The organism is Leptospira licerasiae serovar Varillal str. VAR 010, from assembly GCF_000244755.1.
Lineage (GTDB): Bacteria > Spirochaetota > Leptospiria > Leptospirales > Leptospiraceae > Leptospira_B > Leptospira_B licerasiae.
Genome location: NZ_AHOO02000013.1, coordinates 387,626 through 401,175 on the forward strand (window position 1 = coordinate 387,626; position 13,550 = coordinate 401,175).

Here is a 13,550-nt window from a genome sequence, read left to right on the forward strand (position 1 = left end):
GCCCTATATTAATTTAAGCGGATTTTTTGGATTTTTTAGGAGAAGAAGCAGGAGCCGCCGGTTGTTTTGTTTCCGGTTCCTGGATTTTAGCTGATTCCGATTCAGAATCTCCTGAAAGAGATTTGCGGAATTGGCGGATTCCGTCCCCTAAATCCTTAGCTAAAGAGGGAAGTCGCTTGCCCCCGAATAGCAGGAGAGCTAAACCTAGTATGAAAAAGATTTCCCAAGGGCCTAAATTTAAAAATGCGAGTGGTGCGTACATATACTATCTCCTTAGTTAGGATTTTGCCTCTGTAATATATGTCAAATAGTTAGTAGGAACAAGCCGATAATTCTATTAGGACTTCAGTTCGGATAGAAAGGAAAACGGATACGGGAATATGAGAATAGAATCCTCCAACCCATTAGATTCACTCTCCGTTCCTCCACCGGTCCGAGAACCGGGGCGAGAGGAAGAAATAGAAGCGGATCGGAAAAAAGCGGAAGAACCCGCAGAGAAGTCCGATTATATGTATGCTCTTTCCGTCGGAAGTTTGATAAATGTGCAGGTGTAATTAATGGCTCTTACTAAGGAACAGAAGCAGGAATTCCAGGAAAAACTGGCGGATTTTCGCGCATTTTTGGAGGATTTGAAGAAGGAAGCGAACCTTCTGAAAGCCCAATCCAGAAAAGATCCTAAAATGGAACCTTACTTCAATGTGGCCCTTTCCTTAAATTCCGTCAAAAACATAAATACCTGCCTTTTGATAAACGAGATCTCCGTGGCTATCTTGGATCTAAAATCGGATACCTACCTAAACCAAGGGAGGAAAGAAATTTATAGCGCGATCTCTTTTATGGAGAAAGTAGTCGGAACCGACTTCGAGTCTGGTCTGGGGGAAAATAAGGACCTTCTCGCCAAAATTATAGAATTTAATCCTCTCCAAAGGCTGAATTACGTAAAAGGACTTCGGACCTGCACTACGAACACGATAGAAGCATTCGGTTCCAACTCCAAATGGAAGTGGAGTTTTCCGGAGATACATTTCAAAATCGCCATACTTAGTAAGAATCTTTTTGACTTTCGGGCTTTTGAGAAGGAAAGAGACCTGGAAAATCCCTTTTATTATCCCAGACAGGAACACTATAATTTAATTCTGGAACTTTGTAACTTTGCGGCTCAGGAATATCGCGCCAAATTCGATTTGTCCACCCAAGACGCCGGGGATCTGAAAAAATCCATATCCCTTTTGGAGGTAAACCGTAAAATCCTGCAAACCACAGGCGAAACGGAGGATCTGGGCAAGACAAAAACCCTGATAGAATCCCTAAAAGAAAAGGTAGAGTCGATAGAAGCTGAGAAGGAAAAGAAGAAAAAGAAGAAATAGACCCGTCCAATTTGTTATAAAGAGTGGGAAAAAAATAGGAGAAAATCTAACTCATGGCATTGACCGAAATTAACGATTCAACTTTCAGTTCCGAGATCAACGGGGGCATGGTTCTAGTAGATTGCTGGGCCGAATGGTGCGGTCCTTGTAGAATGGTTTCCCCGGTTCTGGAAGAACTCTCGTCAGAGATGAATGATATCTTAAAAATTAAAAAATTAAACGTAGACGATAACCAGGACACGGCACAAAAATTAAATATCCAGTCCTTGCCGACACTTCTACTTTTTAAAGACGGACAATTGGTGGATAAGATTATAGGGGCCCTTCCTAAGGCGCAAATCAAAAGTTTCATCGAAAGACATAAATAAAAAATTCGATCTCGACTGCGGCGGAATTTTTCATGCTAAAAGAACAAACCAGGGGATACATAGAACTTCCTAGAGGGGGTTATTTAGTCGAAACGAGCGAAGGCTTCTTTCAGATCGGCTCTCCTCCCGAAACCATCAAAGATACGATGGCCGAAAAAAAGACTCCCCTGGTATTTATACTTCCTAATAAATTTTTCCACGTAGAAAAGGGGATCAGCACCGCAGAGCTTGAATTCCCGATTTACTTTAATTTCTTCCTAAGACAAAAAAAAACCACGATCATCTGTACTTCCGAGCAGAAAGATCAGCTAATTACCGTACTTAAAGAATCCTTAATGGGTCCAGAAGAGATCAATTTAGAATCGGAGTATCTGGACGGAGCGGAATCTTTCGGGTTCCCGGATATGAAAGCGGAGATGGGTTATTTCAGAGGTTACAAGGGACTAGACGATGTGGTCGACTTCCAAGTATTCGATAGAGATAATATGGTCAACCTGGGAAAGGTTTTGGTACGTAAACTTCCTTCCGGTGACTTTAGGATCACCGACGGGACCAAAGAGACAGAGATCCCTGGAGAAGTTGGATTTAATATTAAATATGAGATCGGTCATAGACTAAAGGAACCATTCCAGGCTCCTTTACTTGGGATTACATGTCTTGGACCTTCTCACGGATTTGATCCTGAGGATAACACTTCCGGATTTATTATTTGGCTGAACCACCAAGGTATCATGGTAGATCCTCCTGTGAATTCCACAGAGTGGCTTAGGATGTCTAACGTAAATCCTAAGTTGATCAACCACGTTATTCTTACTCACTGCCACGCGGATCATGACGCGGGTACCTTCCAAAAAATTATGGAAGAGACCAAAATCACAATTCACGCAACCGCAACGGTGATGGAAAGTTTTATCCGAAAATATTCGGCGCTTACTAAGATCCCTCGTAAGGAATTGTTGGAACTTTTCAATTTCCAACAAATCATCATAGGAAGACCTGCGATGATCAACGGGGGAGAATTCAATTTTCATTATGCATTACATTCTATTCCTTCCGTAGGATTCGAGTTCTTCTTCCAAGACCAATCCTTTGTGTATACTTCGGATCATTTGAACGAGCCCGAAGTTCACGACAAAATGTATGAGAAGGGAGTTCTTCCCGAATCTCGCTGGAAATTCTTAAAAGAATTCCCTTGGGACAGAAGGATTATTTATCATGAAGCGGGGATTCCTCCTCTTCATACTAGAGTCAGTTATTTGGCGAGTTTACCTTCCGAGATCCAGGAAAAGATCACGGTATATCATATCGCAAGAACGGATATGCCTGCAGATACCAAACTGAAACTGGCCCGTTTCGGAATAGAGAACACGGTTTATCCGGAAATCACTCCTCCTAAGCATATGGAGGCTTATAATCTTTTAGATATCTTAAGCCAAATCGATATTTTCAGCGGTTTCCCGATAGAGAAGGCGAAGGAATTCCTACTGATCGTCCGCGAGGAAAAATACAAACGTGGAGATCAGATCATTAAGAAGGGAACTCCGGGAGATAAATTCTATATCATCGCTTCCGGGAACGTAAAATTCGAAGGTCTTTTAGGAGACTCCGATATAGCGCCCATTAAACGATACGGGCAATATGAGTATTTCGGCGAGGCTTCTTTGGTTCTAGATTTGCCAAGAGCAGCCGACGTTTTTGCGGAAACGGATGTAGTAGCTCTTACGATAGAGAAAAATAAGTTCTTACAGTTTATCAGAAATACTGACCTAAGACAAAACTTAATACGACTGAACAGCATTCGTGATAGTAACTCTTGGAAAACACTGTTAGATTCACGCCATTTTAAAGGACTTACAAGTCATCAAGTCACCCAATTAGAAATGATCATGAGACTTTCCAAGGTGAACAAAGGTTCAGTGCTTATCACGGAAAAAGCGTTTTACCACGAGGCATATATTATTCGTCATGGAAAAGTAAGCGTATATCAACACGGCAAAAAATTGGCCGAGCTGACAGACGGAGATTTCGTGGGAGAGATTTACTCTATATCCAAAAAACTGGTGTCCAATTACACGTTCCAAGCAGAATCAGAAACGGAATTGTTCTCTATTTCTCAGAACGAACTCATCCAGTACATTAAACGAAATCCCGGTGTTTACATGAGAATGAATACCGTCTATTGACACGGGAGATATAAATGGAAAGAGTCCTACAATTTACCGAAGAGCATGAAGCTTTTCGTGATATGGCACGCAAGTTTTTCGAAACTGAAGTAGCTCCTTATCATCATGAATGGGAAAAAGTCGGAATGGTTCCGAAAGAACTTTGGAAAAAGGCCGGAGCGAGCGGATTACTTTGCCCGGACGTTCCGGAAGAATACGGCGGATCAGGCGCCGATTTCCTATATAACGTTGTTGTAATAGAAGAATCTTCCAGATCCGGGAACAGCGGATTTTTCGTTTCCCTTCACAACGATGTGATCGCACCTTATATCAGCGCTTACGCAAACGATGAACAAAAGAAGAGATGGTTGCCTGGTTGTTGCAGCGGAGACAGCATTTTAGCGGTCGCTATGACCGAACCTGGAGCAGGTTCCGATCTCAAAAATATCAGAACTATCGCCGTGGACAAGGGAGACCATTATATTGTCAACGGTCAGAAAACATTTATTTCCAATGGACAGCTCGCAAATTTAGTAATTACCGCCGTGAAACATGAAAACGGTACAATTTCACTTGTTATGATAGAAGAGGGGATGAAAGGTTTCGAAAGAGGCCGTAATCTCGAGAAGATCGGACTAAAAGCTCAGGATACCTCGGAATTATACTTCAACGACGTAGTAGTTCCCAAAGAGAACGTAATCGGAAAAGACGGACAAGGTTTCCGTTATTTGATGATGAAACTCGCGCAAGAGCGTCTCGTACTAGCGATTGCAGCGGTAGAAGCCACTGCACTTGTTCAGAGAATGACTCTAAAATATATTAAAGAGAGGATGGCTTTCGGGAAAAAGATCGGAAGTTTTCAACACATCAAATTTCAAATGGCGGAGATGGCTACGGAACTTGAAATGTGCCGTACCTTCGTCGACAAAGTGGTTTCGGAGCATATTGCTGGAAAAAAATTAACTGTAGAGGCTTCTATGGCTAAGTATTATTCCACAGAGATGCAAAAACGTCATACAGACCTTTGTCTCCAGTTCTTTGGAGGATACGGTTATATGATGGAATACCCGATCGCAAGAGCGTATTTGGATGCAAGGATCCAGACGATCTATGCGGGAACCACCGAAATCATGAAAGAAATTATTGGTGGAAGTTTAGGACTCTGAAATAATCTCGTAATAGCTATCGTCCAAGGGTAAAATGGATCGAATGGCTCCTTTAGAGAGTATAGTTAGGCGGTATATTCGATATACCGCCTTCCTTATCTTAGCTTCTTCCCTATATTTCATCCCGGTTTCCTCTGCAGAAGCCCAGGTAACATGCCTTCCTCCTGCTTCCGGAAACAATGTTTGTAATTTAATCCCAGCATCCACAGTAGCTCAGTTCAATGGTTTGGAAGAAACCATTCGTAAAGAATATCTAAATGAACTGACAAAATCTATGGCAGATGCGTCCGTTCTTGCAAATATCAACTCTTCCATGATGGGACCTGGAACCGTTAACAGATTCCAGATAGGAGCAGGCCTTGGAGTCGCCGGGGTCAAAAAAGACGATATTAATATCCAATACGGGGATATTTCCATCCCTAAGTTCCCGAATGTAGGAGCTTCTATCAACCCTGGAGCAATGGTAGGTGTGAACTTGGGCTGGTTACTCGGCCAGGGACCTTCTCACCAACCTACTGATGATGAAAAGGATTCAGGCAGGTCTTTCCTGCATAGGATCAATATTTATGCTCACGGCTTCCAAGGGAATATCTCTAACGGAGATATAAAATCGCTGAGCGACTCCACTTCCAAGGACTTATCCATGTCCGGGAATATAAACAGTTTTGGAATGACGGTTAGATTCCAGATCGCAAAAGAGAGATACACTAAGTTGGATTTTTTCGGATTCACTGGACTAAGTTTAGGGATCGGCTTCCACAGGAAATGGGAAGAGATCAATATGAACTATCATCCAAGCGGATCAGATGCGGTTAAAGTCGAGTTTGGCCCCGCTACTGGTAAATGGGATGCGGATGTCAACTTCGCTTATCAATCCAAGGTGCAATCTGTTCCGGTGGATATTCGGACAGGAGTTCGACTCTTCTATATCTTAACCTTATTTGCGGGTGCCGGTATTTCTAATAATAGCGGATACACCAAATTGAATCTGGGGGTGAGCGGTCCTCTTTATTTAGCTTTGGATCCAAATGCTTCCGGTCTTCCTCCTGAGATCATCCAGCAGATGAACGGTAATGCAGGAGGAACACTATCCTTAAGGACCAGTGGGTCTGCGGACGTTAGAACTCAAATGAATTACTTTGTGGGTGGCTTCGAATTGAATATATTGATGTTCAAGGTATTAGCAGAAGCTATGGCCACAGACGATAAGATATATTCTGCAAACCTAGGTATCAAGTTCGCACTTTAATATAGTCTCAAAGCCCGGGCGACCGGGCTGTCCATTTCCCTTATTTTTATTATAAGCTTATATAAAAAAGGCACGCCTTTTGCAGTATTGTTATTAGAATGCAAAAGTCTAGAATTTATTGGATTTAATGTTCAGGAATTCAGCATTTAGCATCAAAGGTATCCGATGATCACTACTCCAGGAAAACCTCTACATCTCTCTTGCATCCCTAGGGGCGAGGCTTACGCCCTAAAGGTCAATATTTCCAAAAATGAGATAGGGATCATTTATAGGGTAACCGCAGTTCTATATGTTCATGGTTGGAATATAGAGGAGGCAATTGCTGAAACTTCCACGGATGGTTATATCCAGGACATCTTTATAGTGAAACGTATAGATGGCGCCCCTATGACTGATAGTCATCTGAATGCGATCCATGCCGATCTTCATGAGTTGTTTTACGGCGGAATGTCCGTGATGAACTATTTGGCAAACCATCCTGAAAAAATGGAAAGTTTAAGGGCCAAGCTTATGACTGCTCCGGAAATTTTTCTCTTCAACTCTGAGATCAGCGATTCCACAGTAATGGATCTTAGAATGGAAGATAGACCTGGGATCTTATTCGAGATCTCTCAGATCTTATTCTTGTTCGGAGTGGATATTCTATCCTTTAAAGCGGTAACCGATTCTGGTCAGGTAAGAGATACATTCTTACTCAGATTAGAAAACGGATCCAAACTGAATGAGAATCTTCATTTCCAAAGACTGAAAGAAGCTTTAAACGCAGTTCTTTAATATTATGCGGATAGTCGCTGTTAGAAAGAGAACTGTTGCGTAATATTTTCTTTTTTAATTTTTAGGATTCGGCTGTTTTACGAATAGAAACAATCCGAAGAAAATAAAACTTAAGATTCCGGATACCAAGAAGGAGGTTTGAGGTCCTTTTTGAGAATACACTACGCTGAATATGATCGGAGAGATCCCTCGTCCGAAAGACCCTAAACTTCTCAAAATTCCCAGATTTTTTCCCTGCTCGCTTGGAGAAGAGAATAGGGACACGATAGAAGATACAGTAGGGTTTAAGAACGCACTTCCCATAGCCAAGAATGTCAAGGCCACGAATAATAAGAATGATGATCCTTCTGAAGCTATAACCGAAGCGCTGGAAAAATATAAGAAGGAAAATCCCAGAATTAAGAAGACTGAGGCAAGAAGTCCGACTTTTTTTTCAGGGACTTTTCCGCTGATCCTGCGGATAATTCCTCCTTGTACGAATACTATGATGAGTCCTATATAAACGAAAGTGTAACCGATACTTACAGGTTTATATCCTAAGAACTGATCCAAATAAAAGTTAAGAGAGAATTCGAATCCTGAAAAGAAGAGTAAAAAATACAAATTTAGGAAACCCAAATACATAATCTCTCTGGAACCAAGATCAAAAACTCCTAATGCAGGATGCAGTCTTCCTTCCGATTTTTTGCGTAAATGATGAGGAAGAGTTTCTCTGAATCTGAAAAGTATTAAGAGTAAATTTACGAAAGATGCAGCAGTCGCCATTAGCGCTACGGAAGGGAAGATCGTCATCTTCTCCAACGGTAAAAAGGGAAGAAGATAAGAAGGATTTGTATGAGCTAAGATCCCGCCGATAGAAGGACCTGCGATAAATCCGAGACCGATTCCGGCTCCGATCATTCCCATTCCTTTGGTGCGGTCTTGCTCCGAAGTGGAGTCCGCCATTGCAGCTGTTGCCACAGACACGTTTCCTCCCATAAGACCTGTGATCAGTCTAGAAAGAACGAATAGGGAAAAACTTCCGGAGAATAACCAGACTAAGTATCCTAAAAAACTGCCTGTGCAGGTAAAAACTAAGACAGGTCTACGGCCGGTGCTGTCCGAGAGTTTTCCCCAAATAGGTGAGAACAAAAATTGAAGTATAGAATATAAACTGGCTACGATCCCGCCGAAGAGCGCTACAAAAAGTTTCCAGTCACTTGTTCTTCCGTCCAAAATGCGGGAAGTCCAACCTGCAAGAAGATCCAAGACAGGATCTCCTGCCTGGGCCAGGAAATGATTTAGTGTTTCCGGAAAGATAGGGAAGATGAGGGAAAATCCCATCATGTCAATGAAGACTGTAAGTATTAATATGAAGGATTGTTTCCTCATCATAGGCGCCTGAATAAGATGAGGCCTAGTATCCGGGACCCGGTTTGTTTGTCCCGAATTTTTCTAAGGTAAATCTTTTATCAAGTTTTCAGAATTTTATTTTTTGATCAGCTTTTTCAGCTCTTCTAGAGCGGACTTAGCCTTTGTTTTAAATTCTTCCGGAAGAGCTTCGTCAATTTGTGCCGAAATCTTTTCGAAATTATCTTTGAGCTGACCCATCACCGCTTTTGAACTTTCGTTTGCGTTCAATAGTTTATCCTGAGCGTCTCCTACAGTTTTCTGGATCAGATCCCTAAGCCTGTTCGCCTGTTCCGATTGGTTCTGGGCCCCTTTGTTCTTGAGGTCCTGGTAGGCATGGTCCAGGTCGGAAAGGCTTTGTTTTAGTTTATCTTCTCCGGATTGAAATAATGCGATTCCGGCGTTTAGGATGTCCATTAGAGATTTTTCCATGATTGTTGCTCCAAGGGAACCAAGGATACAAAAGGAAATGGCTTAGGTCCAGTATGTTCGGAGGAAAAATCCGATTTTTTGCCGATTTGAAAAGAAATTAGGAGGGATTTTCCAGAAGTTTGCGGATCTGATCCCTGATCTTTGCAGCAGTCTCGTAATCTTCGGCTTTTAGAGCATTGTCTAGAGAGTCCTGTAGGATCTCCAACTGGGACTTTGGCAATTGGGAAATTTTTTCTTTTCCGATGGTTTCGCCCGGAATCTCGTCGTCTTTCATTACGATTCCAGCTTCTTCGATGACTTTTTTTGCCAAATAAATCGGTGCGTTAGCACGAAGTGCGAGTGCGATCGAATCGCTCGGTCTTGCGTCGAGGACGATCAGCTCCTCGTCTTTACGAAGAGTGATCTTTGCGTAAAAAGTATTATCTATAATCTCTTCGATCGCGATCTTTACGATCTGTACTCCCAGAGTGGTGAGTAGGATCGTCATTAGATCATGTGTCATAGGTCTAGGAGGTTTTGTACCTTCTAAAACCGAAGTGATGGAATGTGTTTCTAAAGGACCGATAAAAATCGGAACGACCCTCTGATCCGAATCGTCTTTTGCCTTTAAAAATACGGCAAAGCCCACATTCGTGAGAGAGATATTATATATGGTCGCTTCCAAAAGATCCATTTCCTAGTATTTGAACCTATCTTTCGTTTCCCGAAATGTCAAGCGTTCTAAACCTGGGGATCAAGTCGAGTCCAATCCTTTGATCCAGGAGTCAATTTCGGAGCACATTTCCTTTACCACCGGCATGTGGAAAACGATACCTAAGTGACCCTGTTCGTACGAAAGAATCTTATTTTTTTTGTGAGGAAGTGCAGCAAGATCGTTCTCGATTGTCTCACTCGGAACCACTTTGTCCACAGAACCCAAAACGGAAAAAAGCGGGATCTGCAGATTTTTTTGGAGTGCGGTATAATCCAAAGTGCCGTCGTAAGAGAGGAACGATCTGTCCTGACTCAATTGAGATCTAAGGAACTGAAGGACCACTTTTGTGGATTCTTCGCAGAAAATATCTTCGATCAAAAAATACCATTCAGGAGGAGAGATCTGTTTGTAACCCACAAAGTCTCTCAGGTTTACGACTTTTGCATGAAGATCGAAAGATACGGCTCTCAAAGAAGAATGTAGTCCCAATAGAAATTTGAAAAACTTATTTAGGTCCACAGTAGGAAGAGTTGTCTGCAAAGAAAAAGAAGTCAGATCGAAAAGAAAATCGGAGATTGTTTTAGAAGGAACTAGTTTCAGTCCCATCTTCAGAATATCCAAACCTGGGATTTGCGCCTGTAGTCTTACAAAATTCGGAGAAGTAATCGAAACAATCCCTGAGATCAGTTCGTCCGGACGAGGAAGCGGAACTGCGGAGTCTTTTTTCCTTTTTACGATCTCTTCGTACGCGGAACAGTAGAATCGAGGGATCATTCCCCCCATGCTATGGCCGACCACCACTAATTGTTCGTTTGGAAAATTCTCTTTGATCCATGCGAGAACAGCCGGAAAATCTTCTTGGATAAAATCATCCACGGTCCAACCTTCTCGAATTCCGAAAAGTGGCAGAGTTCTTCTGGATCTTCCCCTCATATCCATGGAGAAAACTCTATAACCATGGCGGAGAGATAACTCTCTGGCTACTTTGTCCATTACGGACCTTCTGCAAAAAAAGCCAGGGATAAGAAGAAGGTTCTTACCTGTATCGTTTTTATCCTTTGGTTCAAAACGTTTCAAACTGACGGAATATCCATCGCCGGAAGGAATTAAAAAGCTCGCATCCAGCCGGTAAGATCTTTGGTACGTATGGGAATCGAATACTATCGTGGTAACAGGCTCGTCTTGGCCGAAACCTCTGGTATAGAATAGGTGTTTTGCTCTGGAATGAAGATCCGATTTTTCGATATTCTTGCGTGCGTAGTATGGATCTCCTTTTAGGCCCATCTCTTTGGAGATCACAAAGTCCACTACGTCGTAAAGACTGTACAATTGCTGACGAACTTCTTCTTCCTGTTCGGGGGTCATATTGTCCCTGCGGATTCCCCATAACATACCGATAGGTGAACCTTTCACAAATAAGGGAATCCCCGCGGCGTAGTTCATCGTTTTAGTAAGAAGCTGTTTTAAGTTGGGATGGACCCTTTCGTCGTCCAGACTATGGAAATAAACTTCAGGTCTTGCTTTCTTTTCAACGGAGAGGATCGCTTCTCTCAAATATCTGGCGGAAAGATTTCCCGGATCTTGGATGGAAATCGGGATCGTGTTACGAATGAAGTCTTCAATACTTTGGAGACCGATCCTGTCCGTCACTTGTTTCATTCTGAAATGAGTTGCGGATGCTACGATCTTTAGGTTTTTATCTTGGATCGCCTCGAAAATTGCATATTGGAATATTGGTTTTCCATTCGGAAGGGTCATGGAGACCATTTTGTTTACGAATGCAGTCCAAACTTTTTGAAGAAATAAGTTCGTACTTTCGGAGAGTGGAAAAATATAAATATCTTCCGCTCCTACCGCATAAGCCCCTCCTTTTCTGCGGGGCTTGGGGTTGACCTTTCGGGCTAGGGTCTGGTCCATTGTTTAAGTTTCCATTTCACCCTGCAGAATGGCAATCTGGAATTCTGGCTAATTTTGGCAGGAAATTCGGAAAAATCCGGAAGAAATTTTTAGGATTTTATGAATGTAAATTGATCGGAATGATCCTCTTTGTTGCAGAATCGGATCGAAACTTCCTTTTCCCCGTTCAATTTCCATTGGATTTTTCCTCTCAGTTGGTCCACTAACATATTCACAAGTTGTAATCCTAGTCCTGGAGAATAATCGGTTCTGAATCCCTTCGGAAAAGGGACCCCATTGTCCGAGACGATTAAATTTACCCAAGAATCTTCTTTGAAAAGTCGGATGGAAATTTTACCTTCTCGCTTTTTAGGGAATGCATATTTGAAAATATTGGTAACTAACTCGTTCAAGATTAGTCCTAGAGGGATTGCACTTTTTACATCTATTTCCAGATCGTTCAGATCGAGTTGAAGAGAGATCTCTTTTGTTTTTTCTTGGAAAGCATTCAGAAGATTTTCCGTGATCTTTTGGATATAACGATCCAAACGGACAGAATGGGAATTGTTGGAAGTATATAACATCTCGTACAAGTTCCCGACCGAATGGATTCTATTTACTAAATTCTCCAAAGTATTTCCCAGTTTCGGATCCGAAGATCTGGATGCTTCTATCTCTACGATAGAACTGATCATACTCATGCTGTTTTTGACCCTATGTTGGAGTTCCTTATAAAGATACTCCCTTTCGTGAAGATCCTTCGCTAATGTTTCCAATGCTTCTTTAGCTTCGGTGATATCCACGCATGAACCGATAAATCCGGTAAAAACGCCCGATTCGTTAGTTATAGGAAGTCCGTTATCCTGGATCCATCTCCATTCGCCGTTTTTGTTTTTTAGACGGTAGGTCATGCTAAAAGCTTCTCTTTCGTCGAAATGACTGGAATAGATTTGGATACATTCGTCCAAATCGTTCGGATGAACGCTTTCTGCCCAGCCGTCCCCAAGCTCTTGCTCGATATTTCTTCCGGTAAAATTCAGCCAGGTCTGATTGAACCAATTACATTTTTTGTCCAGGCCCGAAACCCAGATCATCACAGGAGCGGCATTCGCGACAGTTTTAAATCTAGATTCACTTTCTTTAATATTCTCTAATAAACTGTATTCTTTGGAAATATCCCTAAAGACTAGAACGGAACCTATGGTGTATCCTTTTTCGGAGCGGATCGGAGCGGAACTTTCTGCGACCCTATGCTCCGCACCTGATTTAGAAACGAGTAATACTTGGTTTTCCAAGCCCATATTTTTTTCTTTATTAGCGGCTAAAGCATCTAGAGAGTTTCTCATTCTTCTTTTAGTCTTTGCGTTCACAATTTTGAAAACTCTTTCGATAGGTTCGCCGATTGCATCCGATCTGGACCAGCCTGTCAGAGTTTCCGCAACATAATTCATATCCGTAATATTCCCTAACTCATCGGCGGAGATGACGCCGTCTCCAATGGACCTTAATGTTGCCTTTAGAAGTTCCTGGTTTTCTTTTAAGGACTCTTCGCTTCTTTTCAAACGAAGATGGGACTCGTAAAGTTTGAACGCCATTTTGATGGAAGCGATTAGAACGGTTTCTCCGGAATTTTTAACAACATAGCCGTATGATGTGATCTTCTCCGTTTTTTCGACGATCTCCGGTTCGGTATGGCTGGAGAGAAATACGATGGGAATATCCCTTGTTTTCAAGATAAGAACCGCAGCATCCGTACCGTCTTCTTCTCTTCCAAGATCAATATCCATAAGAACTAAGTCGACAGTGTAGTCGTTAGTCGCTATTTGGACTGCCTCGTCCGCAGTGTAAGCGGAGATAACCCGGAACCCGTTCTTTTTTAATCTTTGGGTCTCGGAGAGTGAAATGATCGCCTCATCTTCCACGAGAAGAATGGTCTTCTTTCTTTCTTCCGGGATGGGAAAGTATTCTCTAAAAATTTTTTCTACAGTCTGGATCATCCCGAGTTTCTCCTAACGTAAATTGTGTCAAAGATTTGACCGATTTACGTATTATG

13 protein-coding genes are annotated in these 13,550 nt (G+C 42.2%); 7 read left to right on the forward strand and 6 right to left on the reverse strand.

Translation table 11 applies throughout. The annotated features are described in order from the left end of the window. Positions 1 to 13: 13 nt before the first annotated feature. Positions 14 to 262, reverse strand: coding sequence for a Sec-independent protein translocase subunit TatA/TatB (locus LEP1GSC185_RS17710; protein ID WP_008592990.1), 249 nt, complete (start codon positions 260 to 262; stop codon positions 14 to 16). A gap of 118 nt (positions 263 to 380) precedes the next feature. Here LEP1GSC185_RS17710 and LEP1GSC185_RS20055 point away from each other — a divergent pair, with 118 nt between their 5' ends. The 7 genes from LEP1GSC185_RS20055 to LEP1GSC185_RS17740 all read left to right on the forward strand — a co-directional run bounded on the left by LEP1GSC185_RS20055 (position 381) and on the right by LEP1GSC185_RS17740 (position 7,086). Next, the gene (locus tag LEP1GSC185_RS20055; RefSeq protein WP_008592916.1) at positions 381 to 554 is read left to right on the forward strand and encodes a hypothetical protein; all 174 of its coding nucleotides are present in this window, start codon (positions 381 to 383) and stop codon (positions 552 to 554) included. A gap of 3 nt (positions 555 to 557) precedes the next feature. After that, on the forward strand, positions 558 to 1,367 hold the full coding sequence (locus tag LEP1GSC185_RS17715; RefSeq protein ID WP_008592772.1) for a hypothetical protein: 810 nt from the start codon (positions 558 to 560) through the stop codon (positions 1,365 to 1,367). A gap of 53 nt (positions 1,368 to 1,420) precedes the next feature. Further along, positions 1,421 to 1,735 carry a thioredoxin gene (trxA, locus tag LEP1GSC185_RS17720; RefSeq protein ID WP_008592903.1) on the forward strand — a complete coding sequence of 105 codons (315 nt, stop codon included), beginning with the start codon at positions 1,421 to 1,423 and terminating at the stop codon, positions 1,733 to 1,735. A 32-nt stretch (positions 1,736 to 1,767) separates the two neighbouring features. After that, positions 1,768 to 3,918, forward strand: coding sequence for a cAMP/cGMP-dependent 3',5'-cyclic-AMP/GMP phosphodiesterase (locus LEP1GSC185_RS17725; protein WP_008593002.1), 2,151 nt, complete (start codon positions 1,768 to 1,770; stop codon positions 3,916 to 3,918). A gap of 14 nt (positions 3,919 to 3,932) precedes the next feature. Beyond that, positions 3,933 to 5,063 (forward strand): acyl-CoA dehydrogenase family protein, encoded by a 1,131-nt coding sequence (locus tag LEP1GSC185_RS17730; RefSeq protein WP_008592630.1) that lies wholly within the window; start codon positions 3,933 to 3,935, stop codon positions 5,061 to 5,063. A 34-nt stretch (positions 5,064 to 5,097) separates the two neighbouring features. Further along, positions 5,098 to 6,312 carry an Lsa36 family surface (lipo)protein gene (locus LEP1GSC185_RS17735; protein ID WP_008592787.1) on the forward strand — a complete coding sequence of 405 codons (1,215 nt, stop codon included), beginning with the start codon at positions 5,098 to 5,100 and terminating at the stop codon, positions 6,310 to 6,312. 165 nt (positions 6,313 to 6,477) lie between these two features. Continuing rightward, the gene (locus tag LEP1GSC185_RS17740; protein ID WP_008592413.1) at positions 6,478 to 7,086 is read left to right on the forward strand and encodes a hypothetical protein; all 609 of its coding nucleotides are present in this window, start codon (positions 6,478 to 6,480) and stop codon (positions 7,084 to 7,086) included. Positions 7,087 to 7,140: 54 nt separating this feature from the next. Here LEP1GSC185_RS17740 and LEP1GSC185_RS17745 read toward each other — a convergent pair whose 3' ends face one another. The 5 genes from LEP1GSC185_RS17745 to LEP1GSC185_RS17765 form a co-directional block, all read right to left on the reverse strand. Next, positions 7,141 to 8,457, reverse strand: a complete 1,317-nt coding sequence (locus LEP1GSC185_RS17745; RefSeq protein ID WP_010515469.1) for an MFS transporter — start codon at positions 8,455 to 8,457, stop codon at positions 7,141 to 7,143. A gap of 96 nt (positions 8,458 to 8,553) precedes the next feature. Then, positions 8,554 to 8,907: a phasin-related domain-containing protein gene (locus LEP1GSC185_RS17750; RefSeq protein ID WP_008592274.1), complete on the reverse strand. Its 354-nt coding sequence runs from the start codon at positions 8,905 to 8,907 to the stop codon at positions 8,554 to 8,556. A gap of 97 nt (positions 8,908 to 9,004) precedes the next feature. Beyond that, complete coding sequence (locus LEP1GSC185_RS17755; RefSeq protein ID WP_008592198.1) at positions 9,005 to 9,580, reverse strand: bifunctional nuclease domain-containing protein; 576 nt, start codon at positions 9,578 to 9,580, stop codon at positions 9,005 to 9,007. A 60-nt stretch (positions 9,581 to 9,640) separates the two neighbouring features. Beyond that, positions 9,641 to 11,518, reverse strand: coding sequence for an alpha/beta fold hydrolase (locus LEP1GSC185_RS17760; protein WP_008593008.1), 1,878 nt, complete (start codon positions 11,516 to 11,518; stop codon positions 9,641 to 9,643). Positions 11,519 to 11,607: 89 nt separating this feature from the next. After that, on the reverse strand, positions 11,608 to 13,494 hold the full coding sequence (locus tag LEP1GSC185_RS17765) for a PAS domain S-box protein (RefSeq protein ID WP_008592114.1): 1,887 nt from the start codon (positions 13,492 to 13,494) through the stop codon (positions 11,608 to 11,610). Positions 13,495 to 13,550: the final 56 nt, after the last annotated feature.